The sequence below is a fragment of the Halalkalicoccus sp. NIPERK01 genome, from assembly GCF_030287405.1.
Taxonomy (GTDB): domain Archaea; phylum Halobacteriota; class Halobacteria; order Halobacteriales; family Halalkalicoccaceae; genus Halalkalicoccus.
The window spans coordinates 124410-150960 of sequence record NZ_JASVVV010000003.1 but is presented as its reverse complement, the minus strand read 5'-3'; the positions used below and the strand labels follow the sequence as shown (position 1 = coordinate 150960).

The following is a 26551-nucleotide window of genomic DNA, read 5'->3' as shown; positions in this document are numbered from 1 at the left end:
CCTCCGCCTCGGGATTAGTCCTCCCGGTTCAGCGTCCCGCGGACCGCCGGGACCTCCGCCGAGACGTCGATCCCCTTCCGGCGGGCGAAGACGACCGCCGCGACCTCGATCGTGACCCCCAGCTCCCCCTGCAGTTCGTTGATCCGCGCGACGGCGGTCCGCTTGTCGACGCCGCCGGCGACGATCCGTTCGAGGACGCGCTCGAACGGCGAGCGCCGGACGAGGAGGTCCTCATCGGGGACGAACTCCTCGGGAATCTCGACGTCCTCGACGGCGAAGGTGGCTTCGAGGCCCCCGTCGGTCCGCGAGAGCAGCCCCTCGCTCACGGCCACGTCGATCAGGCGCTTGGCCTGGTCCGGCGAGAACCAGTCCCGATCCAGCGAGAGCGAGACGACGAAACGACTCTCCTCCATCGTGCGCGTGCCCGCCCCCCGAAACGGCGCGGCGACGGCGACCCGGAGACTCATCGCTCGGGAGTGCTCGCGGCCGAACCCTAAACGGTTCGGATGCGATCCCTTTTAGTAGCCACCGCCACTCCTTCCGGCCATGAACGATCACGGCCGTTCGACGCGAAAGCGCACCGGCGGGCGACTGCGCCCGATGGCGAAGCGGAAGAAACACCAGCTCGGGCGCGGCCCCACCGAGACCCAGGTGGGCGAGAAGAAGTTCAAGACCGTCGACGCCCGCGGGGGCAACCGGAAGGTCCGCGCGATCGCCACGAACGTCGCGAGCGTCTCCGCCGGCGGCGAGGTCAAGAGCGCCGAGATCGAGGACGTGATCGAGAACCCCGCCAACCCCAACTACGTCCGCCGGAACATCATCACGAAGGGCGCGCTTCTCGACACCTCCGAGGGGACCGCCCGCGTCACCTCCCGGCCCGGCCAGGACGGGCAGGTCAACGCCGTCCTCGAGGAGTAACCGACCGATTCCCGGCCCGTTTTCCGTGTGCTACCGGCGAGTCCGAACCGGGACTACGGCCGCGGCGCGGCCTTCTGGAGCGCCGTCTCGGCGATGTTGCCGCCGTAGTCCGCGGTCCGGGAAAGCGAGTCGACGACGAGTCCGAGGAACTGCGCCTGGTGGGCGTCGTCGAGGTTCCTGATCCGCTCGTCGGCGCTGCGGGTGTGTTCGTCGATCGCCTCGACGTCCTCGCGGGCCTGGTTCGCCAGCCGGGTCGCCCGCGAACTGTCCCCTTCGAGAAAGGCGTCCATCGCCCGCTCGACGACCGCGATAGCGTCCTCGTGGAGTTCGACGAGCGCCCCGGCGACGTCCTCGGGGATCTCTCCGAGGTCGAGCGCGATGGTCGCGATCTTCGTGGAGTGGTCGGCGATCCGCTCTAGCTGGCGGGCGCTGGAGTGGTAGTCGAAACACGCCTCCCGTCCCAACCCGATCTCGGCCGCCGCTCCCGGGTTCCGGAGGGTCGAACGGAACACCCGCGAGACCATGAACCACAGGCGGTCGACGTCGTCGTCGCGCTCGATCACGTCGGCCGCCAGTTCGTCGTCGTCCTCGAGCAGCGCGCGGACGGCGTCGGCGAGCATCGTGGTCGCGATCATCCGCATCCGCGTGACGGCGTTGTGGACCGAGAGCTGTCCCGAGTCGAGCAGGTCCTGGAGGACGACGTGCTCGCCCGTCTCCTCGACGACCTCGAAACCGACGAGCCCCTGCGTGGCGTCCCGAACGCTACGGCGCTGGTCGGCGGTGACCTGTCCCGTTTCGAGGCGGACGACGTCGAACCCACTGACGTACATCGTCACGACCGCACGCGTGAGGTCCCGGCCGCGGAGGTCGCCGATGTCGAGGGTCCCCTCGACGACCTCGTCGCCCCCACGCGGCGAGAGCAACAGGGAGTCGCCGTCGGGGTAGAACGCGACCTCGGTCCCCGCCTCGACGCCGTTGGCCGTCGCCCACTCCTTCGGGATCGAGACGGTGAAGGTCGAACCGCCGGTCACCTGGACCTTTCGGGTGTCCATACCCGACCGTCTCCGCCGGGGAAGGTAAATCTGGCTATGAATATATAGCACACGTCCGCCGCCGCTCGGGACCGGCGTCGAACGCGGGGCTCCGTCGGGAGCGACCGGTCGTCATCGGAGACCTCGAACTCGGTTGGGGATCGAGCCCGAAGCGGGCTCGAATATTGTCCTCTATATAGTACTCATAGAAGGGTATTTAGTCCTCAGACGGTCACGTTCCGGTGATGTCGAGAGACACATCGGGGTGGCCGACACGCTCCGTCTCTAGGCGCGATCTTTTGGCGGCGATGGGAGCGTCGGGCGCGATCGGACTCGCCGGATGCACACGGGTGGCGAGCGACGAGCCCGAAGAGGTGAACATCGCCGGGAGCAGCACCGTCTTCCCGATCGCGGAGGCGATCGCATCGGACTTCGTCCAGGAGAACCCGGACATCAACGTCTCGGTCAGTCAGACCGGCAGCGGCGGCGGGTTCTCGAACTTCTTCTGTCCGGGGATGACGGACCTCAACAACGCCAGCCGGCCCATCGAGGAGGACGAACGGACCCAGTGTAGCACCAACGGGGTCGAGCCGATCGAGTTCACCGTCGGAACGGACGCGCTGACCGTGGTCGTGAACCCGGAGGCCGACTGGGTCGACTGCGTGACGATCGACGAACTCCGGCAGATCTGGCGGGCGGACGGGGCCGAGCGCTGGAGCGACGTCCGCGAGGACTGGCCCGACGAGGAGTTCGACCTCTACGGGGCCGACACGGTCAGCGGCACCTTCGATTACTTCCGCGAGACCGTCATCGGCGAGGACGCGAACCACCGCAACGACTACGCGGGCACCGAGAAGGACCGGACCATCGTCCGGGGCGTCCGGGGGTCGCCGTACGCGATGGGGTATTTCGGCTTCTCGTACTACAGCGAGAACCCGGACGCGATCAAGGCGCTGGCCGTCGACGGCGGCGAGGGCTGCGTCGAGCCGAGCCTCGAGACGGCCCAGGCCGGCGAGTACCAGCCGCTCTCGCGGCCGCTGTTCACGTACGCCGCGAAGGGGTCGCTCTCGAACCCCGCCGTCGAGAAGTTCGTCCGGTACTTCATCGAGAAGGCGGCGACCGACCTCGTCGCCGACGTCGGGTACGTCCCGATCACCGAGGAGGAACGCGACGAGGACCTAGAACGCCTCGACGCGGCACTGGAGGACGTCGCATGACCGGGTTCGAGACGACGGCCGACCGGGCGTATCGACCACGGCCGGAGGTGACGCGGCGATGAGCGACACGACGGCCCCCGACCTCTCGCGGCGGAGCGGGCAGAACACCCGCGAGTTCGCCTATCGGGCGGTCTTTTTCGTCTGTGCGTTGCTGTCGATCCTCACGACCCTCGCCATCGTCGTGACGCTGCTTTCGGACGCGCTCACGTTCTTCGCGGAGGTCTCCCCGATCGCGTTCCTGACCGGGACGACGTGGAGCCCGGCGAACGAGCCCGTCAGCTTCGGCGTGCTCCCGCTGGTCACCGGGACGCTCGTCATCACCTTCGGCGCCGCGGCGATCGCGCTGCCGGTCGGACTGCTGACGGCGATCTACCTCGCGGAGTACGCGAGCGACCGCGCCCGGTCGGTGCTGAAACCCGCGATCGAGGTGCTCGCGGGCGTGCCGACCGTGGTGTATGGCTACTTCGCGCTGGTGTACGTCACGCCCGCGCTGAGCGTCGTCTTCCCGACGATCAGCACGTTCAACGCGCTTTCCGCCTCGATCATCGTCGGCATCATGATCATCCCGATGGTCTCCTCGATCAGCGAGGACGCGATGAGTTCGGTGCCCGACTCGCTTCGGGAGGCGGGGTATGGGCTGGGCGCGACGCGATTTACGGTCTCGACGAGCGTCGTCGTCCCCGCGTCGGTCTCGGGGATCGCCTCCTCGTACATCCTCGCGCTCAGCCGCGCGATCGGCGAGACGATGGCGGTCACCATCGCGGCGGGCAACACGCCGCGGCTGGTCGATCTCACGGATCCGGCGGGGATCTTCCTCGACTCGATCCAGACGATGACCGCCGCGATGGTCCAGTTGGGCGCGAGCGACGTGACCGGCCAGTCGCTGGCCTACCGGAGCCTCTTCGCGGTCGGATTGACGCTGTTCGTCATCACCTTCGCCATGAACCTGATAAGCGAGTGGGTGGCCTCGCGCTACCGGGAGGAGTACCGATAATGGCCGCCGAAACCGAAACACGAACCGACTTCGGCGAGGTCAGCCGGTGGAAGGACGGGGTGTTCAAGTACGTGACGCTGGCGGCGGCGCTGTTCGGCGTCGTCACGCTCGGGGTGTTGCTGGCGTACGTCACCGTCGACGCCGTCGGCTGGCTCGACTGGCAGTTCCTCACGAGCCCGCCCCATCCGCTCCCCGAGGAGGCGGGGCTGTTCCCGGCGCTCGTCGGGTCGATCGTCCTGATGCTGCTGATCGCGCTGGTCACGTTCCCGCTCGGCGTGGGCGCGGCGATCTACCTCGAGGAGTACGCCTCGGACGGCCGCCTGACGCGGTTCATCCAGCTCAACATCGCGAACCTCGCGGGGGTTCCCTCGGTGGTCTACGGACTGTTGGGGCTGGGGCTGTTCGTCCAGCTGCTCAGTTTCGGGTACGGCACCCTGCTGGTCGCCGCGTTCACGGTGTCGCTGCTGATCCTGCCGATCGTCATCATCTCCGCACAGGAGGCGATCCGGTCGGTGCCGGACTCCCTGCGGCAGGCCTCCTACGGGATGGGCGCGACCAAGCGCCAGACGATCCGGAACGTCGTCCTGCCCCGGTCGCTACCGGGGATCATGACCGGGACGATCCTCGCGCTCGGGCGGGCGATCGGCGAGACCGCGCCGCTGATCATGATCGGCGTTCCGACGACGGTGTTCGGCGTACCCGACGGCCTCTTCGCGAAGTTCAGCGCGATGCCGATGCAGATCTACACCTGGTCGAGCTACCCCGACACGGCCTTCCAGTACGGCGTGGTCTCGGCGGGCGTCGTGACGCTGCTGGTGGTACTGCTCTCGATCAACTCGATCGCGATACTCATCCGCAACAAGTATCAGACGGAACGCTCATAATGACACGAGACATGACGACATCGGATCCGGACGAAAGCGACGGAACGACCGCCTCGGCGAGTCCGGATCCCGGCGGATTCTCGGAGGCACAGGCACAGTCGAGCACGCGGGAGGACTCCTCGACGGCACGAACCGTCGTCGAGAGCCGGGATCTGGCCGTCTACTACGGCGACGAACAGGCCCTCCAGCCCACCACGATGGAGATCCCCGAAAAACAGGTCACGGCGATCATCGGCCCCTCCGGCTGTGGCAAATCCACGTTCCTGCGCTCGATCAACCGCATGAACGATCTGATCGACGTCGCCCATGTCGAGGGCGAACTCCTGTTTCGCGGCAAGAACGTCTACGACGAGGACGTCGACCCCGTCGCCCTCCGACGGAGGATCGGCATGGTCTTCCAGAAACCCAACCCGTTCCCCAAATCCATCCGCGAGAACGTCGCCTACGGGCTGAAGGTCCAGGGTGAGACGGTCACCGACGAGGCGATCGAGACCGCGCTCAAACGCGCGGCGCTCTGGGACGAAGTCAAGGACAAACTCGAGTCCTCCGGGCTGGACCTCTCGGGCGGCCAGCAACAGCGGTTGTGTATCGCGCGGGCGATCGCGCCCGACCCCGAAGTCATCCTGATGGACGAGCCCGCGAGCGCGCTGGACCCGGTCGCGACCAGCCAGATCGAGGACCTGATCGAGGAACTCGCCCGGGATTACACGGTGGTGATCGTCACGCACAACATGCAGCAGGCGGCACGAATTTCGGATAAGACCGCCGTCTTCTTGACCGGTGGGGAGCTCGTCGAGTTCGGCGACACCAACCGCATCTTCGAAAACCCCGAGAACCAACGGGTTGAAGACTACATCACGGGTAAGTTCGGATAAGAATGGCTCGGAAGGAATACCAACAGAAGCTCGACGAGTTGCGCGAGGACGTACTGTATATGGGCGAGGTGGTCCAGGAACGCCTGCGCATGGGGCTCGCGGCGCTCGAGGACAAGGACGAGGAGCTGGCCGAGGAGGTCATCACCCGCGACGCCGAGGTCAACGAGATGTACCTCGAACTCGAGCGCGAGTGTACGGACCTGATCGCGCTCCAACAGCCGGTCGCGGGCGACCTCCGGTTCATCGCCGCCTCGTTCAAGATCATCACCGACCTCGAACGGATCGCGGACCTCGCGACCAACCTCGGGAAGTACACCAAACAGGCCACCCGCGACCTGTTCCCCGACGTGGACGTCCAGGGAATCGGGGCGATGACCCTCGAGATGATCGAGGCGGCGCTGACCGCCTACGCCGAGGAGGACGTCGGGGCCTGCTACGAGATCGCGGAGCGCGACGACGAGTTGGACGAGCGCTGTGAGCGCGCGAGCGAGGTGGTCGTCCGGGACCTGATCGAGACGGAACTCGGCGACGGCACCGACGAGGAGGAGGTCGAGGAGATGCTCCAGGACGTCTCGCGCCTGCTGCTGACGATCCGGGACCTCGAACGCGTCGGCGATCATGCGGTAAATATCTCCGCGCGCACCCTCTACATGGTCGAGAACGACGACGAACTGCTCTTCTAGCGGACCTTTTTCATCGTCGGGTGTCCTCGCACGCCTCCGGCGTGCTGCGGGCATCACTCCTCGAAAAATCTCCTCCAAAAAGCCGCGAGCGCGGAGCGCTCGCGGTCCACTACATAATCAACGGAGGAATTGGGATATTAATACTAATTAGTACTGTTGTGTTTTTATATACAATGGATAAATTCAGAACAATAATTGAGTGGGTCGTGGTTAACACAACCTCCTTAAAAATATCCGAAGATCTGATTAGTGAGTTTGAAGATGTATTCGTTAAACGGTTGTATTTTCTCACGCCATTTCTGAGTATAGTATTCGTATGTTTTCTTAGGTTTTCACGGAAGGCGTATGGTTCTTTGTTGACATTGTCCGGAGCAGCTATTATATTTTATCATATAATAAATGGATTAGGTAGAGTACAGTCTCATATAACTAAAACTTTCGACGGTCCCGACCATCAGATGCAGGCACTGGTACGTAGTACCGTCAGCCAATGGTATGGTGCATTATTGACACTCAGTGGGCTTTTAATTGAATTTCTTCTGGAACTCAGCGGGTAAATAGCTGATAACGGCTACAACAGACATACTCCTAGGAATATTATTACTATTTAAATTACGGCGGGAAATGCTCGCTTCGCTGTGCGTCCCCGGCTACTTTAATACATTATTCGAGAACTGCCGCGAACAAACTCACGAGCGGCAGTTATGCGAGGGAAGGGATTTGAACCCTCGAACCCCTACGGGAGCGGGTCTTAAGCCCGCCACTTTTGGCCATGCTCAGCCACCCTCGCGCGTACTGTTCTCTCTCCGTCGCTCAAAAGTGCGTTTCGGTCCGGAACTACGGTTTTCAATTTCTTCCACAGAACCACGGCGGTAGCGGACCGGACGAGCGAAGCGAGTCCGGCTTTTTGGAGGAGATTTTTCGAGGAGCGGTGTGCGAACGAAGTGAGCACACCCGACGATGAAAACGGTCCGTACGAAAGGTCCGTGTTTAGACGGAGCGTCGTTCCGTGGCCTTGGGCCGGAGGTTTCCGTACCCACACTTCCGGCAGCGCTCGGCGTCCTGTGGGTTGCGCGCGTTGCACTTCATGCAGATCTGTTTGTGCAGAGTCCGACGCTCCGCGGTGTCGAATGAAGCCATACCCCCGTTTTTCTCCCGGCGTAGTTAAGGCTTCTCTCCCGTCAGTCCGCGAACTCGAAGTAGATCGCCCGTCGCTCGCCCGCGGCGGGCGTCGTGACCCGCGAGACGCCGAGGGTCAGGGCGAGTCCGAGCGCCATCCCGAACAGCGACGCGCCCCACCCCCAGTAGGCGGTCGGCACGAACGGGAGGAAGACGCTCGCCAGATAGAACGCCTGACTGCCGACGATGCCGGCGGCGATCCCCGTTCTGGTCGTCCCGGTCCAGTAGAGCGCGACGATCACCGGGAGCGCGAGCTGGGCGAACCCGCCGAAGGCCGTCGCGCCGACCTCCAACAGGGTTCCGGGCCGGAGGAGGCTCGCGAGGAACGCCCCGGTGGCGAAGACGGCGACGCCCACCCGTCCCAACAGGTCCTCGCGTCGTTCCGACGCGGCGGGGTTGACGAACGGGCGGTAGATGTCGCGGGTGAAGTACGACGACCCCGACAGCAGCATCGAATCCGAGGAGGACATCATCGCGGCGACCGCCCCCGCGATCACGAGCGCGGCGAACCAGACCGGGGTGTACTCCGCGAGAAGCAGGGGCAGGACGTTCGCGCCCGGAGCGGCCTCGATCCCGAGCCCGCGGGCCCACGCCCCGAGCATGAACGCGGGGACGAACAGCGCGAGCACGAGCACGGGCCAGAGCGCGAAAGTCCGCTTGAGCACCGTCCTCGACCGGGCGACGAAGAAGCGCTGATTCACTTGGGGGAACATCGCCACCCCAAAGGCGATGCTGACGGCCTGTGTGACGACGAACGCCGGGGTGTAGAAGTCGCCGCCCAGTGCCGTGAACTCGGGGGCGACGCCGACGAGTTCGGCGGTCGCCGCCGACGGGCCGCCGGCGACGGCGAGGATCCACAGGAGGGCCGCCCAGACGGTCACGAGCATGAACGCGCCCTGGAGCGTGTCGGTCCAGGCGACCCCGCGCATCCCCGCGAGCACGACGTAGACGATCATGAACAGCGTGATCAGCCCCGCGCCGGCCCAGTAGGGCACCGCGCCGTCCGTCAGCGCCGCGAGCGCGGTGCCCGCGCCCATCTGCTGGAGCATCACGTACGGGAAGAGCCAAAAGAGGCTGATCCCGGCGACCAGCGCTCTCAAACCATCCGACCCGAATCGGTCCCCGAGCATCTCCCCGAGCGTGAGGTAGCCGTGCTCGCGCCCGACGAGCCACTGTTTGTACCCCACCAGATACCAGAGGACGGCGAAGATTATCCCGTCCATGACGCCCATGACGAGGATCCACTCGGGTCCCGCCCGGTAGGCGGTGTTGGGCCCGGCGAAGAACGTGAACGCCGACAGCAGGGTCGCGAACGTCGTAAACAGGAGGACGACCGTACCGAAGGTTCGGCTCGCCAGATAGTAGTCCTCGGCGGTCCGGTCCGTCAGCCGATAGGCCGCGACCCCGATCAGGAGCGCCAGAACCAGATAGCCGACGACGATTCCCAGCTGAACTGCGAGGCTCACGGCGCCCCCTCGATCCAGAGCCCCCACGCCCGCCGCGAGAACGACCAGAACGCGAGCGAGGCCAGCCCCATCCAACCGACGTGCCACCACAGCCAGACCGGGAGCCCCCAGACGACGTCCGATACCCCCCATAGGAACCACGGCACGGCGAAGACGACGAGCACGACGAACGCCACACCCCAGCCGTATCGTTCGACCGTCGAAACCATTGTCGTCGTATTGTCTACCAAGTCCCGATAAGCATTTCTATTCCAATCAAAATTCCCTATCGAAGAAATCTATTCTTCAGTACCGGCTGGTGGGGATATCACCCGTCCACGGACGGGTGGTCCCCGAGGAAGGACGCGGCCCGCCGCTCGCCGGCCTCGATCAGGTCACGGACGAACTCCCAGCGGCGGTCGAGTTTCGAGGGGTAGCCAAGCCGTCGCCCGAGTTCGATCCGCCGGACATCGGTGTGGACGAACTCCTCCGGGAGGTAGCCCGCCTCGACCCACTCGTTTACCTGCTCGACGAACCGGAGTTCCTGGTTCAGCGAGATGTTGCCCGAGAGTTCGTTGCGCCGATCGGCGATCTCCTCGACGGTCCGGGGTTCGCTCTCGCGGGTCTGGGGGTTGATCTGGATCACCCACAACTCGTCGGGGTGCTGGTTGCCCATCAGGTCCCTCACGGGCGGGTTCTGGCTGAAGAGGCCGTCCCAGTGGTAGTGGCCGTCGATCTCGACGGCGGGGAACAGCGTCGGAATCGCCGCCGAGGCCAGCAGCGCGTCGGCGGTGATCTCGCCGTCGACGAACGTCTCGAACCGACCGCTGTTGACGTCGACCGTGCCGATCACCAGTTCGGGCGTGTCCTCGCGTTCGAGCAGCCGCCGACACCGACGGAGTTCGATGTTCCGCTCGATCACCCGCCGGAGTCGGCGCTGGCCCCACTCGGCGGCCGGCAGGTCGTAGGGGCTGATCTCCGGCAGCGGCGCGCCGCGGGCACGGAGGGTCGCGTCCCACTGGAGCCACCCGTTCGCCAGCAGTTCCACCGGCGAACGCGCGGCGATGTCGGCCCAGATCGCGTCGAGGCGGTCGCGGGCCGCCTCGGGGCCGTCGGTACAGAGGCCGTTCCACGCCGCGAACGCCGAGAGCGCTCCCCCGGAGGTGCCGCTCAGCCCGACGAGTTCGAACTCCGGTTCGAGTTCGGGGAGCAGGCCCTTGAGCACGCCCGCGGTGAAGGCGGTGTGGCTGCCCCCGCCCTGACAGGCGATGGCGACTCGGGTCGGTTCGCTCATCCGCGGCCTCCGGCGACGGTTCTCATGGATCGGTCCTCGATACACGGAGTGATAAATCGGCGGTGTCGGGGCGTCGTTCAATCACCCTCGCCGCGGTCGAGGTACTCGGCCTGAATCTCCACGACCTCGGTCGAGTCCTCGCATGCGGCGTACCGGCGGAGGGGTTCGTCGTTGAGTTCGAGGAAACTGTGCCCCCACCGGAACTTCGAGAGGATCGACTCGGCGTGCTCGCGCTCGCCGAGGACGGCCAGTCCGGCCGCGAGCGCTTCCACGGTGGTGAGGCGAAACGGCCGGCCGAAGTTCACGGGATTGGCGGCGACCAGGAAGGGCAGCGCGCGGTGCTCGCCGGCCATCGAAAACAGCGCCTCGCCCGCGCTCTCCCACGAGCAGTCGAGCGCGACGAGTCGGGCGCTTTTCTCGCGGTCCGCCGGCGAGAGCGCCTGCTCCGCGTGGGGGTTGAGCACGATCCCGTAGGGGGTCGCCCGGTCCGAGCGGTGAAGCTCCGCGAGGTCGAACCGGGCGAGCTTGCGGGCCGTACACTTCTCGGGGTCGTCGTCGCCCTCGTAGCGGACGTGAAGCTGCACTACCGGAGGGGAGACGGCCGGCGAGTAAAAGCGCCCCGTCCCGAACGTTCTTTTCGAGTCCCGCCGAGGAGCGCGTATGGACGCCGTCCGCGAGTACTATCGCACGATAGACTCACACGCCTACGACGACCTCGCCGAGTTGCTCGCGCCCGATTTCATCCACTATCGGCCCGACCGGACGATCGAGGGGCGCGAGGCGTTCGTCGCGTTCATGCGCGAGAAGCGGCCGATGAAGGACACCACCCACGAGATCACGGCCGTCTACGAGGCCGACGGGGGCGTGGCGGTTCGCGGGCGACTGCTCGATGGCGACGGCGAGGGACTGTTCGACTTCATCGACTGCTTCGAGTTCGAGGACGGCGACGTCGCCGCCGTCCACACCTACACGCGGTGAGCGGCGAGCCACGTCGCCGCGATCAGCAGCGTCGCGCCGACGACGAGGACGACCGGGACGAGCATTGCGTTCGCGATCCCGTAGACCCCCGTGATCGCGCCCACGACGGCGGGGACGACGGCCATCCCGACGTAGGTCGCGCTCGTCGAGATGGCGTTTACGGGTCCGCTGTACTCGCTTGCGGCCTCGACGCCGACCGCCGACAGCAGGGGGAACTGTCCGCACATGAACAGCCCGAGGACGAACACCGCCGCGAGCATCGCATACCCGTCAGTGGCGACCAGCGCGACGTACATCGCGGGGATCGCGGGAACGGCGAGCGCGAGCGAGAGGGGCGCGTAGCCGACCCGTTCGGCCAGCACGGTGTAGGCCACCCGGCCGGGGACGTACGCGAGCAGGTACGCCGAGAGCGCGAGCGGGGCGAGCGTCGCCGGCAGCGACGTACCGGCGTAGTAGGGCAGCCACGTGAAGATCGACCCCTCGATCCCGCCGACGAGCAACAGGGCCCCGGTCATCCCCAGAATCGTGGGCTCGCGGACCAGGTCCGCCGCACCCGAAAGCGAGATCGGGCGTTCCTCGTCCATGCGCTCGGGCATCGGGAGGTTTCGGATCGAGAGCGCCACCGGCAGAAATCCCAGTCCGAGCACGAGGAAGACGACCCGCCAGTCGGCGATCCGCATCACGAGCGCCGCGAGCGCCGGTCCCGAGACCGCCCCGAGCGCCCACGCCAGTCCGTGCAGCGTGAACACCCGCCCCCGGCGCTCGGGGTAGAGGTGGCTCAACAGCGCCCGGTCGAGGGCGCGAACGCCGCCCAGCGAGATCCCGTGAAGGAGCAACGCGCCCAGAAAGAGGGGATAGACCGGCGCGCCGCTCATCACGAGGAGGAACGCGCCCGCGCCGAGAACGCCCAGTAGGAGGGTTCTATGCACCCGAATCCGGCCGGCGGCGAGGCCCACGACCAGAACAGTGAGGAAGAAGCCGGCGGTGCCCGCGGGCGCGACGAGGCCCAGAAGCCCCGGCGAGATATCGAAAGCGGCCTCGAACTGCGGGAGGAGCGCGCCGCGGATCTGGAGGCTCGCGGCGTCGAGCGCGACGAAGACGAAGATCGCCGCGGTCCAGCGGATTCGACGCTCCATACCCCGGCCACCGAGCGAGCGCCTAAATACGTCCGCGTCGGTGCCGGTTTGTCCGGTAGTTTCGCTCGCGTTCGCTTCCCACGACCGAACCGGGCCGATACACGAGGCTGGTACATGCGAAATACGTATCACATGTGATCGTCTATATGCATGTAATGGCCCAGTCGAGTTCGAAGGTCGTCCAGACGGAACTCACCGACGAAGAGTATCGGCAGTTCAGAGCGTTCGCCGAGGAGGAGGGCGTGTCGATCAAGGAAGCACTCAGGCGTGCGGCACGGGAGTACGTAGACGAGCGGGCACGACCCGATCCGGACGACCCCTTCTTCACCTACCACGACGAGGCCGTTGAGGGCACCGAGTCCACCGATGCCCGCGAGATGGACGAGGACCTCTACGCGAGCGATTCATGACGACCCTCGACGACCGATTTCGGCCGGACGGTCGGGGAGCGGCCGCGCTGTTCCTCGATTCGAGCGCGATCTACGCCTACTTCTATCCGCGAGACGAACTCCACGACGACGCCCGGAGTGCGTTCGAGGCGATTCGGACCGGGGAGCTACCGTATCGCCCGCTCTATACGAACGACTACGTGCTCGACGAGGCGGTGACGCGCCTCCGGCGCTACACCTCACACGCGGTCGCGACGGACGCCCTGACGCTCCTGTATTCGAGCGACGCGATTCGTCTGCGCCGGGTCACGGACGACGTCTTCGACGACGCGGTCTCGCGGTTCGAGCGCTACGACGACCACGGCGAGATCTCGTTCACCGATCACGTCATCGCCGCTCACGCCGACGCGCTCGGGATCCACCACGTCTACACCTACGATGGCGATTTCGACGCGTTCGGCCTGACCGTAGTCCCCCACTACGTCGAATAGCTACTCGCGCTCGCCCGCGCCCAGCGCGCTCTCGCCGACCGGGTCGTGGCCCTCGATGACCTCCTGGCCGCCCATGTAGGGGCGCAGTTCCTCGGGCACGGTGACGGTCCCGTCCGCGTTCTGGTAGTACTCCAGAACGGCGACCATCACCCGCGGGAGCGCCACCCCGGAGGCGTTGAGCGTGTGGAGGTACTCGGCGGACTCGTGGCGCTCGGGCCGGTACCGAAGGCCGGCCCGGCGGGCCTGGAACGCCTCGAAGTTCGAGGCCGAGGAGACCTCGAGCCAGCGCCCGCCCTCCTCGGGGCCGTCGTCCATGTCGTCGCCCGGTGCCCACACCTCGATGTCGTACTTGCGGGCCTGCGAGAAGCCCATGTCGCCGGTACACATCTCGAGGATCCGGTAGGGAAGCCCGAGGCGCCGGAGGACCTCCTCGGCCTCGCCGACGAGTTCCTCCAATCGTTCGTCGCTCTCGTCGGGTTCGACGAAATTGACGAGTTCCACCTTGTTGAACTGGTGGACCCGGACGATTCCCCGGGTCTGGGTGCCGTGTTCGCCGGCCTCGCGGCGGAAGTTCGGGGTGTACGCCTGGTGTTTGAGCGGGAGGTCCTCCTTCAGCAGGATCTCGTCGCGGTACATGTTCGTGACCGGTACCTCGGCGGTCGGACAGAGCCAGAGGTCCTCGTTTTCCAGCCGGTAGGCGTCCTCGGCGAACTTCGGGAGTTGGCCGGTGCCGGTCATCGACTCGCTGTTGACCGGGATCGGCGGCATCACGTCGACGTAGCCCTGCTCGCGGTGCACGGCGAGCATGAACTGGATCAGCGCGTGTTCGAGTCGCGCGCCGTCGCCCTTGAGGAAGTAAAAGCCGCTCCCCGAGACCTTCGTCGCGCGCTCCTCGTCGATGATCTCCAGGCGCTCGCCGAGTTCGTAGTGGGGGACGAGGTCCTCGGGCAGGTCGTGGATCGCGTCGAACCCCTCGCGTCGGACCTCGACGTTGTCCGACTCGTCCTCGCCGACGGGGACCTCCTCCTGTGGGACGTTCGGGAGTTCGAGGAGGTGGCGTTCGAGTTCCGACTCGAGTTCGTCGGCGCGCTCCTCGACGCGCTCGATCTCGGCTTTCAGCTCGCTCGACCGCTCGATGGCCGCCTGTGCTTCCTCCTCCTTCCCCTCCTGTTTGAGTTCGCCGATCGTCCTGCTCACCTCGTTTCGTTCGTGACGAAGCGAATCGCCCTCGGCCTTCAGTTCGCGCCACTCCTCGTCGACCGCGAGGACCGCCTCTAAGTCGACGTCGACGCCCTTGACGTCGAGCGCCCAGCGCACTTTTTCGGGGTCCTCGCGGAGAATCGAACGGTCGAGCATTCTTGTCCCCGCTTCAGCGCCCGGGGAAAAGAGCGTATCGGCCTCGCCGCCGGATGACGAACGTTTTTACCCCTCGGCTCGCGGGTTCGGGTATGGCAATCGGTGACTACTACCCCGTGGACGGCTGCCCCGAGTACTACTACCTCGACACCGGTATGTACGACACCGAGCGCTACGGCGCGGTCTACGTCGTCGACGCGGAGCGCCCCGCCCTGATAGACACCGGGATCGGCACGAACTACGAGTTCGTCCTGGAGGCGATGGATGATATCGGCATCGCCCCCGAGGACCTCGCGGTCATCGCGCCGACCCACGTCCACCTGGATCACGCCGGCGGGGCGGGCTACCTCGCCGCCGAGTGTCCGAACGCCGAGGTCCACGTTCACGAGATCGGTGCGCGCCACCTCGTCGATCCCGAGCGCCTGATCGCGGGGACGAAAGCGGCCGTCGAGGACCAGTGGGAGTACTACGCCGAGCCGAAACCCGTTCCCGAGGAGCGGATCGTCGAGCTTTCGGACGGCGACACGATCGACCTCGGGGACAGGAGCCTGGAGGTGTATCACGCCCCCGGTCACGCCCCCCACCAGGTGATCTACTACGACCCCGATGCGTCCGTGGTGGCGACGGGCGACGCCGCGGGCATCTGGGTGCCGCAGTTGGAAACCGTGCGACAGACCTCCCCGCCGGCGAACTTCGACCTCGAGGCCTGTCTCGACGACGTCGAGACGATCCGCTCGCTCGATCCCGACACCCTCCTGTTCGGCCACTTCGGGCCCGCGCCCGCGAGCGACGAGGTGCTCGACACCTACAGGGAGGTGCTCACCGACTGGGTCGCGGACGTCGAGGAGAAACGCGCGGAACTCGGGGACGACGAGGCGGTGATCGAGCACTTCGTCGAGACCACGGAGATGGCGGAGGTCTGGGGCGAGCGCAAGGCCCGCGCCGAGGAGCGCCTGAACACGCGGGGCGTGCTGGGGTATCTGGACGCGTCGGCGGAGTCGGAACGGTAAAAGACGTCGGCGCGTTAGGCGGGGTGAATGGCGCTTTTCCTCCGGCTGGCGGCGCTGCTGGCGCTCCTGCTCGTCGGGGCCGGGCTGCGCGCGGCGGGCGAACTCGGGGGCGACCGGGAGTTCGCCTCGCTGAACGTCTTCGGGACGACGCTCGTCTCGGTCGGGACGCTGTTCGTCCTCATCGCGCTGGTGTAACGTCCGCGTTCCGAGAGGTCCCGACCCTCGTCGGGGCGGCGTCCGGCGGATAAACGCCACGAGTGATGTGTCGCGTTGCCGGCATACTTTTCGTGCTGTGTCGGCTACCCACACGCCATGCACTGGCGCGAGGCCGAACGCGAGTACACCGACGCGGTGATCGGCGAGTCGACGCTCGCCCGGCTGTTCGAGGAGAGCGTCGCCCGGAACGAGGGGCGGGTCGCCCAGCGGTACAAGGGCGGCGTCTACGACCGCTCGTTGACCCCGTCGGTCGTCGAGCGGGCGCCGGACGGCGAGTTCGCGACGCTGACCTACGGCGAGATGGCGTCGGTCGTCCGCAACCTCGCGGCGGGCTTTCGCGACCTCGGCGTCGGGCGCGGCGACCGCGTGGGGATCTTCGCGGACACCCGCATGGAGTGGGCCCAGGCGGACTTCGGTCTGCTCGCCGCGGGCGCGGTCGTCACGACCATCTACGCCGGATCGTCGCCGAACCAGGTCGAGTTCCTCCTCTCGGACCCCGGTGCGAGCGGCGTCGTCGTCGAAAACGAGGAACGCCTCGAACGGGTGCTGGCCGTCGAGGACGACCTCGACCTCGAGTTCGTCGTCGTGATGGACCGGATCGAGGGCTACGACGACCGGGCGAACGTCCTGACGCTCGCGGAACTCCACGACCGCGGCGCGGAGCGGTTCGACCGCGAGCAGTATGAAGACTGGATCGACGCGACCGATCCCGACGATCTGGCGACGCTGATCTACACCTCCGGGACGACGGGCCGGCCGAAGGGCGTCGAACTCACCCACGCGAACCTCCGGGCGAACGTCAACCAGTGTCGAAAGCGCTTCGGTCCCCGCCCCGACAAGGGGGGCCTCCCCGCCATCGACGCCGACACCCGGACCGTCTCCTTCCTCCCGCTCGCGCACGTCCTCGAACGCCTCGCCGGGCACTTCCTGATGTTCGCGAGCGGGGCGTCGGTGGCGTACGCCGAGAGCCCCGACACGCTGCGCGAGGACTTTCAGGCCGTGCGTCCGACGACGGGCACGAGCGTACCCCGGGTCTACGAGAAGATCTACGACGCGATCCGCTCGCAAGCGAGCGAATCGGGCGTGAAACGGCGGATCTTCGAGTGGGCCGTCGGGGTCGGAAAGGCGTATCACCGAACCCCCTCGCCGGGGCCCGTTCTCAAAGGAAAGCAGGCGCTCGCGGATCGCCTCGTCTTCAGCCAGGTCAAGGAGGCGCTCGGCGGGGAGATAGCGTTCCTCATCAGCGGCGGGGGCAGCCTCTCCCCGGAGCTCTGTGCGCTGTATCACGGCATGGGGCTGCCGATTCTGGAGGGATACGGCCTGACCGAGACCTCGCCGGTGATCTCGGTCAACCCGATCGATGCCCCCGAGATCGGAACCATCGGCCCGCCGCTGCCGGACGTCGAGGTCAGGGTCGACGAGTCGGTCGTCGGCGAGCGCCAGCGCCGGGAGGCCGACGGCGAGGTGGGCGAACTCCTCGTGCGCGGGCCGAACGTCACCCGAGGGTACTGGAAGAACGAGGCGGCCACCGCCGAATCCTTTACCGACGCCCCCACGAGCGAAGCGAGCGGGGAGTCGGAGGGCTCGTCCTCCGGGAGGTGGTTCCGCACGGGCGACATCGTCGAGATCCGCCCGGACGGCTACGTCGTCTTTCGCGAGCGGGCGAAACAGATCATCGTCCTCTCGACGGGCAAGAACGTCGCGCCCGGGCCGCTAGAGGACGCCTTCGCCGCGAGCGAACTCGTCGAGCAGTGTCTCGTGATGGGCGACGGCCGGAAGTTCGTCTCGGCGCTGATCGTCCCGAGCGCCGAGGGCGTCCGCGAGTGGGCCGCGATCGAGGGGATCTCCCTCCCCGACTCCGAGCGCGAGATCTGCCGGGACGACCGGGTGCGGAGGCGGATCGAGCGGGAGGTCGAGCGCGCGAACGAGGGCTTCGAGCCCCACGAGCGCATCAAGCAGTTCCGGCTGGTGCCCGAGGAGTTCACCGAGGACAACGGCATGCTCACCCCGACGATGAAGAAGAAACGCCGCACCATCCTCGAACGGTTCGCCGACGAGGTCGAGGCGATCTACGCGGAGTGACCAGGGGAGCGCTTTATCCGGGCGGGTTCCATAGGTCCTCGCGTATGACCGGAACCGCGAGAACCGTCGACCCCACCGTGGCGGCATCGCCGGGTACGCCACCGTGATGAGCGATGCGATCCCGCCGCAACTCCTCCCGGTGGGCGTCGATCCCAACCTGCTGTTGATCGTCGCCTCCATCGTCGCGTTCGGGGTGCTCTCGCAGGTGCTCGCCGACCGGTATCGGGTGCCGAGCGTGCTGTTCCTGATCCTCTCGGGGATCGTCCTCGGGCCGAAGGTCCTCGGGATCGTCACTCAAAGCGCCTTCGGGGGCTCGCTGTCGACGATCGTCGGCCTCAGCGTCGCGATCATCGTCTTCGAGGGGGCCTTTCACCTCCACGTCGACAAACTGCGCCAGTCGCCCGTGGCCGCCGTTCGCCTGATCACCGTCGGCTCGCTGATCTCGTTTCTGGGCACCGCGGCGGCCGTCTACTACCTGCTCGGGGCGGACATCGGCATCGCGCTCGTCGTGGGGGCGCTGTTGATCGCGACGGGGCCGACCGTCATCACGCCCATCCTCGAGATCGTCCCGGTGCGACGGCCCGTCGGGGCCGCCCTCGAGACCGAGGGGATCGTCAACGACGTGACCGCGGCGATCCTGGCGGCGGTCATCTTCAAGGCCGTCACCGCCCAGCAGATCGACCCCCGGAACTTCCTCGTCGGCTTCGTCGAACGCCTGGGGGTGGGCGTCGGCGTCGGCCTGCTCGTCGCGGGCCTCCTCTGGTACGTCCTCACGCGCGTCGACCTCTCCTCGGGGAACGCCCCCGAGAACGCGCGCCTGATCACCTTCGCCGGGGCGCTGGTCGCCTACAGTGTCGCCAACACGATCGCCACCGAGGCCGGCGTCGCCGCGGTCGCGACCGCCGGGGTCGTCCTCGGCAACGTCGACATCCCCTACCGCGAGGAGATCGAGGAGTTCAAGGGCACGATCCGGCTGATCGTCCTCTCCTTCATCTTCATCGCGCTGGCGGCGCTGATCGAGATCGACACCCTGCTGTCGATGGGCCTCGCGGGGGTCGCGGTCGTGGCCATCGTGGCGCTCGTGTTGCGCCCGCTTCTGGTCTTCCTCTCGACGGTCCGGACCGGCCTCTCGTTCCGGGAGAAACTGTTCGTCAGCGCGGTCGGGCCGCGGGGGATCATCCCCGCGGCGATCGCGACGCTCTTTGCCCTCGAACTCCAGCACCTCGCCACCCAGGAGGGCAGAGGGGCGCTCGTCGCCCAGTCGAACATCCTCGCGGGGACGGTCTTCATGGTGATCGTCGTCACCGTCGTCCTCCAGGGCGGACCCGCGAGGTGGTTCGCCGAACGCCTCGACATACTACCCATGCGTGTACTCATCGTCGGATCGGGCAAGGTCGGTCGATCGCTCGCCGAACGCCTCGTCGAACGCGGGGAGGACGTCGTCGTCATCGAGGAGGACGAGGAGACACTCCAATCGTCGCGTTCCGCGGGCTTCACCGTCAAACAGGGTGACGGCACCGACACCGACGTCCTCCGAAGCGCCGGCATCGAGAACGCGAAGGCCGTCATCGCGGCGACGGGCGACGACGACACGAACCTGCTGGTCTCCCAACTGGCGCGCTCGACGTTCGACGTCGAGGACGTCATCGCCCGGGTGAACGACCCCAAGAACGTCGACCCCCTCGAGGAACTCGGCGTGCAGACGATCTCCTCGACGGACGCGACGGCGTGGGCGATCGACAACGCCATCGAGCGCCCCGCGCTGTCGGACTGGATGACCGAGATCGGGCGCAGCGGCGACGTCCAGGAGATCGAGGTGACCTCCGAGGACCTCGCCGGGAAGTCCATCGCCACGCTCGCGGAGGACCTCCCGAACCGGTGTCTGATCGCGCTCGTGGGACGCGACGGCGAGAGCCGGGTCCCCGACGCCGACGACACCCTCCAGTACGGCGATCACGTCACGTTCCTCGGGCAGACCGAGGCGGTCCGCGAGGCCATCGATCGGTTCCACCCCCACGACTGACCGGCCCGGATCGAAAGGGCCGAGGGGCTCGACCGGAGAGCCACGGTATGCGCCGCCCCCGCTTTCGACCCTCCGACCTCGCCCAGCAGGTCGTCGGCGGCTTCCTGCTCGCCGGCCCGTTCGTCGTCACCGAGGAGGTGTGGGCGCTCGCGGCCAGCATGGCGCTCTGGCAGGCGGTCGTTACCGTCGCGATCGTCGCGCTGATCGGCTACGGCGCGCTCTATACGGCCGACCGCGATCGGGATCCCGACGCAGAGCGCGACGTCGCCGGCGTCCCGCTTCGGTTCGTCTCGCTCATGCTGGTCGCCTTCGGCTCCGTGGCGCTCCTGGCGTTCGTCTTCGACGCGCCCGACACCTTCGACGCCGGGTGGTCCGTCGGACTCCGGGCGGTCTGCATCGGCGCGGTGTTCAGCGTCGTCGGCGCGGCGACGGCGGACAGCCTGTTCAACGGCTGAGCGGTAGCCGGGGCCGTACTGGCCCGTTCGATCCCCGGTCACGCCGAAACGCTCGTTTACATCGGGTACAACGTATACGTAGCAGGTCACTACTCGTTCGTTCGGGCGTAACTAGACGCGTGGGTCCGCCAGTGTCCCTCCAACAGTTCGATCGACTCCCGGAAGTCGAGGTCGAGTTCCTCCGTCCTCGTAGACCGGCCGACTCATGCGTGGGAACCACTCGCCGCAAAAATCTCCTTTAAAAAACCGCTCACGCCTCGTTTCACTCGGTACTCGCGGTACAGCGCTCGATCGATCATCTATACGATTGCCGGTTATCGGTCACACGCTGGCTCGTCGGCCGATCTGCCGGCCCAGAAACCCGACGTCGCTCGGCCGTTTCAACTGTGCTCGGGTCATGCGAAGACGACCTCGCCGCTGAGGTCTCGATCATCGTGACGCTGGAGTACTGCGTCGATTCTCTTCACGAGATCTCCTACGGATCTGCCGTGTTGAGAGGCGTAGATCACGCCGGGGTGCTCGGGGTCGGCGTTCTCGGTTTCGACGAGTGAGAGGAAGTCGTCATCGAACGTCAGGACGGCCCACTCTCGTTCTCTAGCGTACTCCATGTGTTCCTCGTCGGTGTACCCGAGGGTCTCCTCTTCGAGCGTGGTCGTCACGTCCCAATCGCGGCGTCGTAACCCCTCGACGACGGGTATCCAGACGTTCTCATCCGCGTAGATCATGCCGTAGTCGGGCGACCGGTCCCTTCGCCGGCCATCGCTTCCCGGAACTCCTCGATGTTCGCGTAGTAGAACGCGAGCGCGGTGTGGACGTCCGCGAGCGAGAGCGCGGGGTAGAGATCGACGATCTCGTCGGGATCGTAGCCGCTGTGCTCGTACGCGCTGGCGACGTTGAGGACGCGGATTCCCGTCCCTTCGATAGTCGGCGCGCCGTCGCTGTGATCCGGGTCTCGGACGATCTCGGTCATGCCCGTATTTCGGCGGCTTCGATCATAAACACCCGCACCTTTTTGCTGCGGGTCCTCCCTCACTCCGTTCGCTCAGTCGAACCACTTGCAAAAATCTGCCCAAAAAGGCCGCTCGCTCACGTCGTTCGTTCGCGGGTGCAGTAGGAGACCTTCCGCCACCGCACCGCTACAGCCGACAGCCTACGGCTTCGGCCCCTCCTCCGCTAGCTCGTCGTAGACCTCGACCACGAGATCGAAATAGTCGTCGGTCATCAGCCGGGGGTTCTACACGGACCTTTTTCCGGCTCGGGTTTCCTCGCTCGCGTTCGCTCGCTGTGGGAACCACTCGCCGCAAAAATCTCCTCCATTGCCGGACTACGTCCGGCAGACAGTCAGAAAGCGAAGCTTTCTGACCACACCACCAGAACGCTCCGCGTTCTGGTTAGCAGCCAGAAACCTCCGGTTTCTGGCGACAAAAAACCGCTCGTCGCTTCGCTCCTCACGGCAGCGGACCGCGATCGGCTAGCTCGTCATAGACCTCGACCACGAGATCGAAGTAATCGTCGGTCATCAACCGCGGGTTCTGCACCCGGTGGAAATCCTCGCAGACGAACCGCGTCTCTTCACTACTCAGCCCGTAGGCGTGAAACGCCGCCGCGTCGATCTCGGCCTGCAGGCGTTTTCGCTCCTCGGGGTCTATATCGCGACGTTCCGAAGAACTTCTTCGAGTCGCTTCTGAACTTCGCTCGCCTGTAGAATCCTGATCGACCGCTGATCTTGGAGATCCGTCGTTTCTTTCTCGATATCCTGAACCACCAGAAGGCCGTTCCAGCCAGGACCGAAGTAATCGGTGTCATCCTCGTAGACGAACTCGTGATCCTACTGGAGGAACGCGAGATATTCGAGCGTCTCCTCGATTCCCTGTTGAATCGTCTCCCGCCTCGAGGAGTTCTTGATCTCCGTGATCAGGTACTCGGTCCGGTCGTCTCCCTGAACCTCGAGAACGATCACGTCGGGCCGCTTCGTCCACACCGATGCGACGTCCGTACCGAAATACTCCGCTGCCACCTCTCGTGCCTCCCGTTTTACCATCTCTGCACGAGAGAGGTTCGAACGTTCTTTGTCCGGTTCGGACGGTGCGAAACGGAGACCTCTGTCGCGAGCGGAGTTATCATGGTACAGAACGACCTCCGTGTCCCCGCTTTCCATCCGCGCGACCTCCTGGGAACCCGATTCGATCGTTCGTAGGCGAAACTCGTCACCACGGAGGTCCTCGATCGTGGAGATGAAACGGAACAGGACGAACAGTTCGAGCAGAGTTTCCTCGTCGTTCGGCGTGATAGCCGTCTCGTCGAGTAACTCCCGAATCGCTGCTTCCTCCCCGGCGAGGCTACTTCGATACGTCCGTAGGAGTTCTACCGCGTCTCGATAGATCGGTTCTCTAGAGTTTGCAGCACGCTCTAGCATCCGTTCGGTCGGTTCGTACTCCTCCGGATCCCTGATCCTTGTGACGTGTACGTTCCGTTCGAACAGGTCGGTCATCGTATCGACCAGTTCGAGGTTCTCTCGCCAGCGATCGGTCACCCACTCGTACTCCCGTTTGAAGTACTGCTCGCAGTCGATCAGCGTCGTGTAGATGACCGAGAGGAGCTGCTTCAGGACGACGTTCTCGTCGGTGTCATAGCTCTCCGATCGATTCTGGCAGACGAACAACGACGCGTCACGAGGGTTTCTGGAGTGGCGCTTCCGAACCGTCGCGGACCAGTCGATACGTCCGTCGACTCGGCCACGACTCGTTCTGGTCGTGTTCTTCGTCTGGGTCTTCACGCTACGCAGACGTTGGGGCAGCGATTCGACGAAATCGACGACGTCCGGTCGAAGGACGAAGTGAAGGCGGATCAAGCTCTCGTAGTCGTCGAACCGTTCGTCCAGACCGGCGGGTTTGATTTCGCTGGCCAGCCGATCCTCCGAGAAGCCGCCGTGCATCACGTACGCGAGAACGTCCTGAGTCAACTGGTCGAGGAGTTCCTGCCTATTCATCCATGCTGACCCCCAGTACGTCGCGTCCCAGTCGTTCCAGCCGTGTTTCGTCGATCCCGTCGACCCTCGCTATCTCGGAGACGATACGTTCTCGTCGGGGGACACCCTCCAATTGTGGGAACACGTAGTTAGTCACGGCCTGCGTGCTCGCCGCTTCGACCTCAGTATTGGAACCGAGGACGTGGGCGAGCATGTCCCGTACGATGGCGGGACCGATCTTCCGACCATCGATGGTCGAGTTGGTCGCTTTCCATACTTCGCCGACGATTCGGAGGGTATCCTCGTCCGGTTCGAGTTGCCATATATCAGCATATGTTTGCAGCAACTCGAGCCGCTGATCCGGTTCCGCAGGGAGATCGGGTAGCATCGACGTGGATGAACGCGAACCGACGCATGAACGCGTACGAGAGCTCGTAGAGAGAGGTCTTGTCGTAGCTGTTCATCGTTGCCAGGATCCGCCACGACGTCGGCATGACGTACTCGTGAGCACTTGGTTCCCCTTCGGTACGGTTCGCCGGCAGGATCTCGATCTCCTCGCCCCCACGTTTGTACGGTAGTTGAACAGCTTGCCCCGAGAGTAGCGTGAAGAGCTGACCGAACGATTTGTCGATATCCGCGCGGTTGATCTCGTCGACGATCAGCAGTTCGTTCCGTTGTTCGCCCCCTCGCTTGAAGCGTCGAAGCACCTGTCCGGGTTCAAACGATAGGTCGCCGTCGCCCGCCTCCTCGGGCATATACCCACCTACGGTCTCAAAGGTCGACCAGTCGGCCGTTGCCGTCGTGAGCTGGTAGTCGGTATAGAGGTCGTCATGCTCGTCGACGAGGTGTTCGGACACCCGGCGAGCGATCTCGGTTTTTCCAGTTCCAGGTGGTCCGGTGAAGACGAGGTGTTTCCCCGCGTTGATCGCGGCGTTAATCTGCCCGATGAGCTCTGCTGCCCCGTTGTCGGGAAAATACAGTCCCGACAGGGCCGATTTCGGAACGTCCGCCTGCACTTGCTTTCGAGGGTCGAGTTCGGCGCTATCGGATCCGGACTTCGACCCATGAACGAACTCCTCGATCGAACCGAACTTTCCCCTGATACCGCCGATCCCCATTTCGTTCAGCGGGCTGAATCCCATCGGGTAGTCGATGTCGTAACCGGCGAGGTCGTGAACGAGACTCGAATCGACACCTAGCTCGATCGGTTCGTTGAGATAGATGATACAGATCCAGGGACTACCATCCTCGTGATTCGGCCAAACAGTTCGCCCGAGTGGTTCGTTCTCCTCGGTAGCGACGACCTCTACCGCGTATTCGTACGTCCCATTCCGATAGAAAATCAGGAAGTCGCCCGGTTCGATTCCCTTCCATTTCCCTCGAACCGTCTCCTTCGTGCCCCAGAGCCGAACACGATCCGTCTCGAAGCTCCGGTCCGTGTACTCTCCGATCTGATCCGCCGGCACACCGTCGACAACGGTTCTTTGGAAGTTCTCTAGCGCCGCTTCGTTCCCGTACGGCGCCTGAAATATCCGGGGACCATCGTAGGACATGCCCTTCCGTTTCCCTCCTCGACACGGTGCCTTTAGCTTTCCTCTACACTCGTCCGAAGTTTTAGAAGAGAACAGGGGACCAAGAGCGCCAATGTACCTCTACCCACACGAATCTGCACGTTGTCCTCGATGTGACGAGCGAGTCTTGTACGGACTGAAAGACGAGGCATCCGGCTGGAAAATCGTTCTCGAGTGCGATCGCGATTCGGGGTGCGGACGGCAGTTCTCTAGTCTCTGGATCCGTTTGAGTGATGTCGATAGCTTCGACGAAGCCTATGAACGAGCGGCCTCGATCGTTGCCGAAGAGGTATCGAACGGCTAGGCGAACTTCCGCTCCAGGAACCGAACGAGGAGATACGCCGCCAATCGCTCGGTCCCCTCCGTCGGGTCGTAGGTGGGCGCGACCTCCATCAGGTCGACCGCGCCGACCGCCTCGCTCGCCCCCAAGACGTCCATCACGGACAGCGCCTGCTGGGCCGACAGCCCACCTGGAACCGGCGTGCCGGTGCCCGGAGCCACGGACGGATCGACCGCGTCGACGTCGAAGGTGACGTAGACGGCGTCGGCCCCCTCGGCGGCCGCCTCGACCGCCCGCTCCGTGACCGCCCGGATCCCCTCCTCTCGCACCTCGTTCATCGTGTAGAGGTTCAGGCCCACGTCGTCGGCGAACTCGAAGAACTCCGGGCTCTCGTAGCCCCTGATCCCCACCTGGCTGACGTTCGCGTACTCCGCGAACTCCGAGTCGACGATGTGGTGGGTACTCGAACCGTGGAAGTGCTCGCCGAACACGGCGCTTTCTGCGACCGTGTCGGTGTGGGCGTCGATCTGGACGACTCCCACCGAATCGGCGTCGATCCCCTGTGCGAACCCCTCGAACGCCGGATAGGTACAGTAGTGATCCCCGCCCAGCAGCACGGGAAACGCCCGTTGGGCGACCGTCGCGACGTGGGCGGTGATGCTCTCGGCGGTCGTCTCGCGGTCCATCGGGAAGACGGGGACGTCCCCGCAGTCCGCAACGGACAGTTTCGAGAAGTCGACCTGTTCGCCCGTGCCCATGTTCGTCAGCCCGCCCTTGTACCCCGAGAGGTACGCCCACCAGGCGCTGGCCCGGCGGATCGCCTCGGGGCCGTAGCGCGCCCCGGGGCGGTTGCTCACCGCGCCGTCGTAGGGCGTGCCGAGCACGCCGACGTCAGCAGTGGAAAGGTCCTCGACGTCGCGAGGGTCACCTTTGAGAAAGGTGTTGAGCCCGGCGTAGGCGAGTTCGACGTCCGATTCGGGAACCCGCTCGCGGAATCGGGCGGCGGGCGAGTCCTCGCTCATCGCTCGGCCTCCGTCCCGGTCTCGTCGGGGTCGGTCATGTCCGGAGTGGAGGCG

The 26551-nt window shown here is 65.4% G+C and carries 27 protein-coding genes, 1 tRNA gene and 2 pseudogenes; 14 read left to right on the top strand and 16 right to left on the bottom strand.

The annotated features are described in order from the left end of the window. Positions 1–14 precede the first annotated feature (14 nt). Complete coding sequence (locus QRT08_RS10200) at positions 15–467, bottom strand: DUF2240 family protein (protein WP_286045840.1); 453 nt, start codon at positions 465–467, stop codon at positions 15–17. A 79-nt stretch (positions 468–546) separates the two neighbouring features. Between QRT08_RS10200 and QRT08_RS10195 the strand changes: the two genes are divergently transcribed. Further along, positions 547–918, top strand: a complete 372-nt coding sequence (locus tag QRT08_RS10195; protein ID WP_286045839.1) for a 30S ribosomal protein S8e — start codon at positions 547–549, stop codon at positions 916–918. Between the two features lie 53 nt (positions 919–971). On the opposite strand, the gene QRT08_RS10190 is transcribed toward QRT08_RS10195, so the two are convergent. Beyond that, positions 972–1970, bottom strand: coding sequence for a phosphate uptake regulator PhoU (locus QRT08_RS10190; protein WP_286045838.1), 999 nt, complete (start codon positions 1968–1970; stop codon positions 972–974). A gap of 224 nt (positions 1971–2194) precedes the next feature. On the opposite strand from QRT08_RS10190, the gene QRT08_RS10185 reads away from it, so the two are divergent. The 5 genes from QRT08_RS10185 to phoU are packed head-to-tail and all read left to right on the top strand — an operon-like array spanning position 2195 to position 6602. Next, positions 2195–3166, top strand: coding sequence for a PstS family phosphate ABC transporter substrate-binding protein (locus QRT08_RS10185; protein ID WP_369684831.1), 972 nt, complete (start codon positions 2195–2197; stop codon positions 3164–3166). A 58-nt stretch (positions 3167–3224) separates the two neighbouring features. After that, a complete protein-coding gene (gene pstC / locus QRT08_RS10180; protein ID WP_286045836.1) occupies positions 3225–4160 on the top strand; it encodes a phosphate ABC transporter permease subunit PstC in 936 nt (311 codons plus the stop codon). Further along, positions 4160–5044, top strand: a complete 885-nt coding sequence (gene pstA / locus QRT08_RS10175) for a phosphate ABC transporter permease PstA (RefSeq protein ID WP_286045835.1) — start codon at positions 4160–4162, stop codon at positions 5042–5044. The genes pstC and pstA overlap by 1 nt, the downstream gene beginning before the upstream one ends. Before the next feature lie 11 nt (positions 5045–5055). Continuing rightward, positions 5056–5919 (top strand): phosphate ABC transporter ATP-binding protein PstB, encoded by an 864-nt coding sequence (pstB, locus tag QRT08_RS10170; RefSeq protein ID WP_369684830.1) that lies wholly within the window; start codon positions 5056–5058, stop codon positions 5917–5919. A 2-nt stretch (positions 5920–5921) separates the two neighbouring features. Continuing rightward, complete coding sequence (gene phoU / locus QRT08_RS10165) at positions 5922–6602, top strand: phosphate signaling complex protein PhoU (RefSeq protein ID WP_286045833.1); 681 nt, start codon at positions 5922–5924, stop codon at positions 6600–6602. A 705-nt stretch (positions 6603–7307) separates the two neighbouring features. On the opposite strand, the gene QRT08_RS10160 is transcribed toward phoU, so the two are convergent. The 6 genes and pseudogenes from QRT08_RS10160 to QRT08_RS10135 form a co-directional block, all read right to left on the bottom strand. Beyond that, positions 7308–7392: transfer RNA gene (locus QRT08_RS10160), tRNA-Leu, on the bottom strand. Positions 7393–7592: 200 nt separating this feature from the next. Continuing rightward, positions 7593–7742, bottom strand: coding sequence for a 50S ribosomal protein L40e (locus QRT08_RS10155; protein WP_286045832.1), 150 nt, complete (start codon positions 7740–7742; stop codon positions 7593–7595). A 41-nt stretch (positions 7743–7783) separates the two neighbouring features. After that, complete coding sequence (locus tag QRT08_RS10150; protein ID WP_286045831.1) at positions 7784–9247, bottom strand: sodium:solute symporter family protein; 1464 nt, start codon at positions 9245–9247, stop codon at positions 7784–7786. An 8-nt stretch (positions 9248–9255) separates the two neighbouring features. Further along, a pseudogene (locus QRT08_RS10145) lies at positions 9256–9456 on the bottom strand (DUF3311 domain-containing protein); the annotation flags it as partial. A 98-nt stretch (positions 9457–9554) separates the two neighbouring features. Continuing rightward, a complete protein-coding gene (locus QRT08_RS10140) occupies positions 9555–10520 on the bottom strand; it encodes a patatin-like phospholipase family protein (protein ID WP_286045829.1) in 966 nt (321 codons plus the stop codon). A 77-nt stretch (positions 10521–10597) separates the two neighbouring features. After that, positions 10598–11104 (bottom strand): DUF367 family protein, encoded by a 507-nt coding sequence (locus tag QRT08_RS10135; protein WP_286045828.1) that lies wholly within the window; start codon positions 11102–11104, stop codon positions 10598–10600. A 76-nt stretch (positions 11105–11180) separates the two neighbouring features. On the opposite strand from QRT08_RS10135, the gene QRT08_RS10130 reads away from it, so the two are divergent. Beyond that, positions 11181–11498: a nuclear transport factor 2 family protein gene (locus QRT08_RS10130; RefSeq protein WP_286045827.1), complete on the top strand. Its 318-nt coding sequence runs from the start codon at positions 11181–11183 to the stop codon at positions 11496–11498. On the opposite strand, the gene QRT08_RS10125 is transcribed toward QRT08_RS10130, so the two are convergent. Next, positions 11486–12634 (bottom strand): MFS transporter, encoded by a 1149-nt coding sequence (locus QRT08_RS10125; protein WP_286045826.1) that lies wholly within the window; start codon positions 12632–12634, stop codon positions 11486–11488. The two genes, QRT08_RS10130 and QRT08_RS10125, sit on opposite strands and share 13 nt — an antisense overlap. Positions 12635–12789: 155 nt before the next feature. Between QRT08_RS10125 and QRT08_RS10120 the strand changes: the two genes are divergently transcribed. Continuing rightward, entirely contained in the window at positions 12790–13044 is a 255-nt protein-coding gene (locus tag QRT08_RS10120; RefSeq protein ID WP_286045825.1) for a ribbon-helix-helix protein, CopG family, read from the top strand. Then, entirely contained in the window at positions 13041–13514 is a 474-nt protein-coding gene (locus QRT08_RS10115) for a type II toxin-antitoxin system VapC family toxin (protein ID WP_286045824.1), read from the top strand. Before QRT08_RS10120 ends, QRT08_RS10115 begins: the two co-directional genes overlap by 4 nt. Here QRT08_RS10115 and serS read toward each other — a convergent pair whose 3' ends face one another. Next, a complete protein-coding gene (serS, locus tag QRT08_RS10110; protein ID WP_286045823.1) occupies positions 13515–14870 on the bottom strand; it encodes a serine--tRNA ligase in 1356 nt (451 codons plus the stop codon). Positions 14871–14962: 92 nt separating this feature from the next. On the opposite strand from serS, the gene QRT08_RS10105 reads away from it, so the two are divergent. The 5 genes and pseudogenes from QRT08_RS10105 to QRT08_RS10085 all read left to right on the top strand — a co-directional run bounded on the left by QRT08_RS10105 (position 14963) and on the right by QRT08_RS10085 (position 20656). Then, positions 14963–15880, top strand: a complete 918-nt coding sequence (locus QRT08_RS10105) for an MBL fold metallo-hydrolase (RefSeq protein WP_286045822.1) — start codon at positions 14963–14965, stop codon at positions 15878–15880. 93 nt (positions 15881–15973) lie between these two features. Further along, positions 15974–16075, top strand: a pseudogene (locus QRT08_RS10100) (AEC family transporter); the annotation flags it as partial. A 117-nt stretch (positions 16076–16192) separates the two neighbouring features. Then, positions 16193–18178, top strand: a complete 1986-nt coding sequence (locus tag QRT08_RS10095; protein WP_286045821.1) for an AMP-dependent synthetase/ligase — start codon at positions 16193–16195, stop codon at positions 18176–18178. A 106-nt stretch (positions 18179–18284) separates the two neighbouring features. Continuing rightward, positions 18285–20201 carry a cation:proton antiporter domain-containing protein gene (locus QRT08_RS10090; RefSeq protein WP_286045820.1) on the top strand — a complete coding sequence of 639 codons (1917 nt, stop codon included), beginning with the start codon at positions 18285–18287 and terminating at the stop codon, positions 20199–20201. Positions 20202–20248: 47 nt separating this feature from the next. Beyond that, positions 20249–20656, top strand: a complete 408-nt coding sequence (locus tag QRT08_RS10085; protein WP_286045819.1) for a DUF2391 family protein — start codon at positions 20249–20251, stop codon at positions 20654–20656. Between the two features lie 395 nt (positions 20657–21051). On the opposite strand, the gene QRT08_RS10080 is transcribed toward QRT08_RS10085, so the two are convergent. From QRT08_RS10080 to QRT08_RS10055, 6 genes are all read right to left on the bottom strand, one after another. Then, positions 21052–21381 carry a DUF5615 family PIN-like protein gene (locus tag QRT08_RS10080; RefSeq protein WP_286045818.1) on the bottom strand — a complete coding sequence of 110 codons (330 nt, stop codon included), beginning with the start codon at positions 21379–21381 and terminating at the stop codon, positions 21052–21054. Further along, positions 21378–21626 carry a DUF433 domain-containing protein gene (locus QRT08_RS10075; protein WP_286045817.1) on the bottom strand — a complete coding sequence of 83 codons (249 nt, stop codon included), beginning with the start codon at positions 21624–21626 and terminating at the stop codon, positions 21378–21380. The genes QRT08_RS10080 and QRT08_RS10075 overlap by 4 nt, the downstream gene beginning before the upstream one ends. Positions 21627–22484: 858 nt before the next feature. Further along, positions 22485–23645: a hypothetical protein gene (locus tag QRT08_RS10070; RefSeq protein ID WP_286045816.1), complete on the bottom strand. Its 1161-nt coding sequence runs from the start codon at positions 23643–23645 to the stop codon at positions 22485–22487. After that, positions 23638–24012 (bottom strand): hypothetical protein, encoded by a 375-nt coding sequence (locus QRT08_RS10065; protein WP_286045815.1) that lies wholly within the window; start codon positions 24010–24012, stop codon positions 23638–23640. The genes QRT08_RS10070 and QRT08_RS10065 overlap by 8 nt, the downstream gene beginning before the upstream one ends. Then, the gene (locus tag QRT08_RS10060) at positions 23951–24640 is read right to left on the bottom strand and encodes an AAA family ATPase (protein ID WP_286045814.1); all 690 of its coding nucleotides are present in this window, start codon (positions 24638–24640) and stop codon (positions 23951–23953) included. The genes QRT08_RS10065 and QRT08_RS10060 overlap by 62 nt, the downstream gene beginning before the upstream one ends. An 855-nt stretch (positions 24641–25495) precedes the next feature. Continuing rightward, complete coding sequence (locus QRT08_RS10055) at positions 25496–26497, bottom strand: agmatinase family protein (RefSeq protein WP_286045813.1); 1002 nt, start codon at positions 26495–26497, stop codon at positions 25496–25498. Positions 26498–26551 lie beyond the last annotated feature (54 nt).

What these genes read in the sequence shown, in the direction of transcription:
- QRT08_RS10200 (WP_286045840.1), bottom strand. Translation starts at nt 467, where the DNA reads ATGAGTCTCCGGGTCGCCGTCGCCGCGCCGTTTCGGGGGGCGGGCACG.
- QRT08_RS10195 (WP_286045839.1), top strand. Translation starts at nt 547, where the DNA reads ATGAACGATCACGGCCGTTCGACGCGAAAGCGCACCGGCGGGCGACTG.
- QRT08_RS10190 (WP_286045838.1), bottom strand. Translation starts at nt 1,970, where the DNA reads ATGGACACCCGAAAGGTCCAGGTGACCGGCGGTTCGACCTTCACCGTC.
- QRT08_RS10185 (WP_369684831.1), top strand. Translation starts at nt 2,195, where the DNA reads ATGTCGAGAGACACATCGGGGTGGCCGACACGCTCCGTCTCTAGGCGC.
- pstC (WP_286045836.1), top strand. Translation starts at nt 3,225, where the DNA reads ATGAGCGACACGACGGCCCCCGACCTCTCGCGGCGGAGCGGGCAGAAC.
- pstA (WP_286045835.1), top strand. Translation starts at nt 4,160, where the DNA reads ATGGCCGCCGAAACCGAAACACGAACCGACTTCGGCGAGGTCAGCCGG.
- pstB (WP_369684830.1), top strand. Translation starts at nt 5,056, where the DNA reads ATGACGACATCGGATCCGGACGAAAGCGACGGAACGACCGCCTCGGCG.
- phoU (WP_286045833.1), top strand. Translation starts at nt 5,922, where the DNA reads ATGGCTCGGAAGGAATACCAACAGAAGCTCGACGAGTTGCGCGAGGAC.
- QRT08_RS10155 (WP_286045832.1), bottom strand. Translation starts at nt 7,742, where the DNA reads ATGGCTTCATTCGACACCGCGGAGCGTCGGACTCTGCACAAACAGATC.
- QRT08_RS10140 (WP_286045829.1), bottom strand. Translation starts at nt 10,520, where the DNA reads ATGAGCGAACCGACCCGAGTCGCCATCGCCTGTCAGGGCGGGGGCAGC.
- QRT08_RS10130 (WP_286045827.1), top strand. Translation starts at nt 11,181, where the DNA reads ATGGACGCCGTCCGCGAGTACTATCGCACGATAGACTCACACGCCTAC.
- QRT08_RS10125 (WP_286045826.1), bottom strand. Translation starts at nt 12,634, where the DNA reads ATGGAGCGTCGAATCCGCTGGACCGCGGCGATCTTCGTCTTCGTCGCG.
- QRT08_RS10120 (WP_286045825.1), top strand. Translation starts at nt 12,790, where the DNA reads ATGGCCCAGTCGAGTTCGAAGGTCGTCCAGACGGAACTCACCGACGAA.
- QRT08_RS10115 (WP_286045824.1), top strand. Translation starts at nt 13,041, where the DNA reads ATGACGACCCTCGACGACCGATTTCGGCCGGACGGTCGGGGAGCGGCC.
- serS (WP_286045823.1), bottom strand. Translation starts at nt 14,870, where the DNA reads ATGCTCGACCGTTCGATTCTCCGCGAGGACCCCGAAAAAGTGCGCTGG.
- QRT08_RS10105 (WP_286045822.1), top strand. Translation starts at nt 14,963, where the DNA reads ATGGCAATCGGTGACTACTACCCCGTGGACGGCTGCCCCGAGTACTAC.
- QRT08_RS10095 (WP_286045821.1), top strand. Translation starts at nt 16,193, where the DNA reads ATGCACTGGCGCGAGGCCGAACGCGAGTACACCGACGCGGTGATCGGC.
- QRT08_RS10090 (WP_286045820.1), top strand. Translation starts at nt 18,285, where the DNA reads ATGAGCGATGCGATCCCGCCGCAACTCCTCCCGGTGGGCGTCGATCCC.
- QRT08_RS10085 (WP_286045819.1), top strand. Translation starts at nt 20,249, where the DNA reads ATGCGCCGCCCCCGCTTTCGACCCTCCGACCTCGCCCAGCAGGTCGTC.
- QRT08_RS10080 (WP_286045818.1), bottom strand. Translation starts at nt 21,381, where the DNA reads ATGATCTACGCGGATGAGAACGTCTGGATACCCGTCGTCGAGGGGTTA.
- QRT08_RS10075 (WP_286045817.1), bottom strand. Translation starts at nt 21,626, where the DNA reads ATGACCGAGATCGTCCGAGACCCGGATCACAGCGACGGCGCGCCGACT.
- QRT08_RS10070 (WP_286045816.1), bottom strand. Translation starts at nt 23,645, where the DNA reads ATGAATAGGCAGGAACTCCTCGACCAGTTGACTCAGGACGTTCTCGCG.
- QRT08_RS10065 (WP_286045815.1), bottom strand. Translation starts at nt 24,012, where the DNA reads ATGCTACCCGATCTCCCTGCGGAACCGGATCAGCGGCTCGAGTTGCTG.
- QRT08_RS10055 (WP_286045813.1), bottom strand. Translation starts at nt 26,497, where the DNA reads ATGAGCGAGGACTCGCCCGCCGCCCGATTCCGCGAGCGGGTTCCCGAA.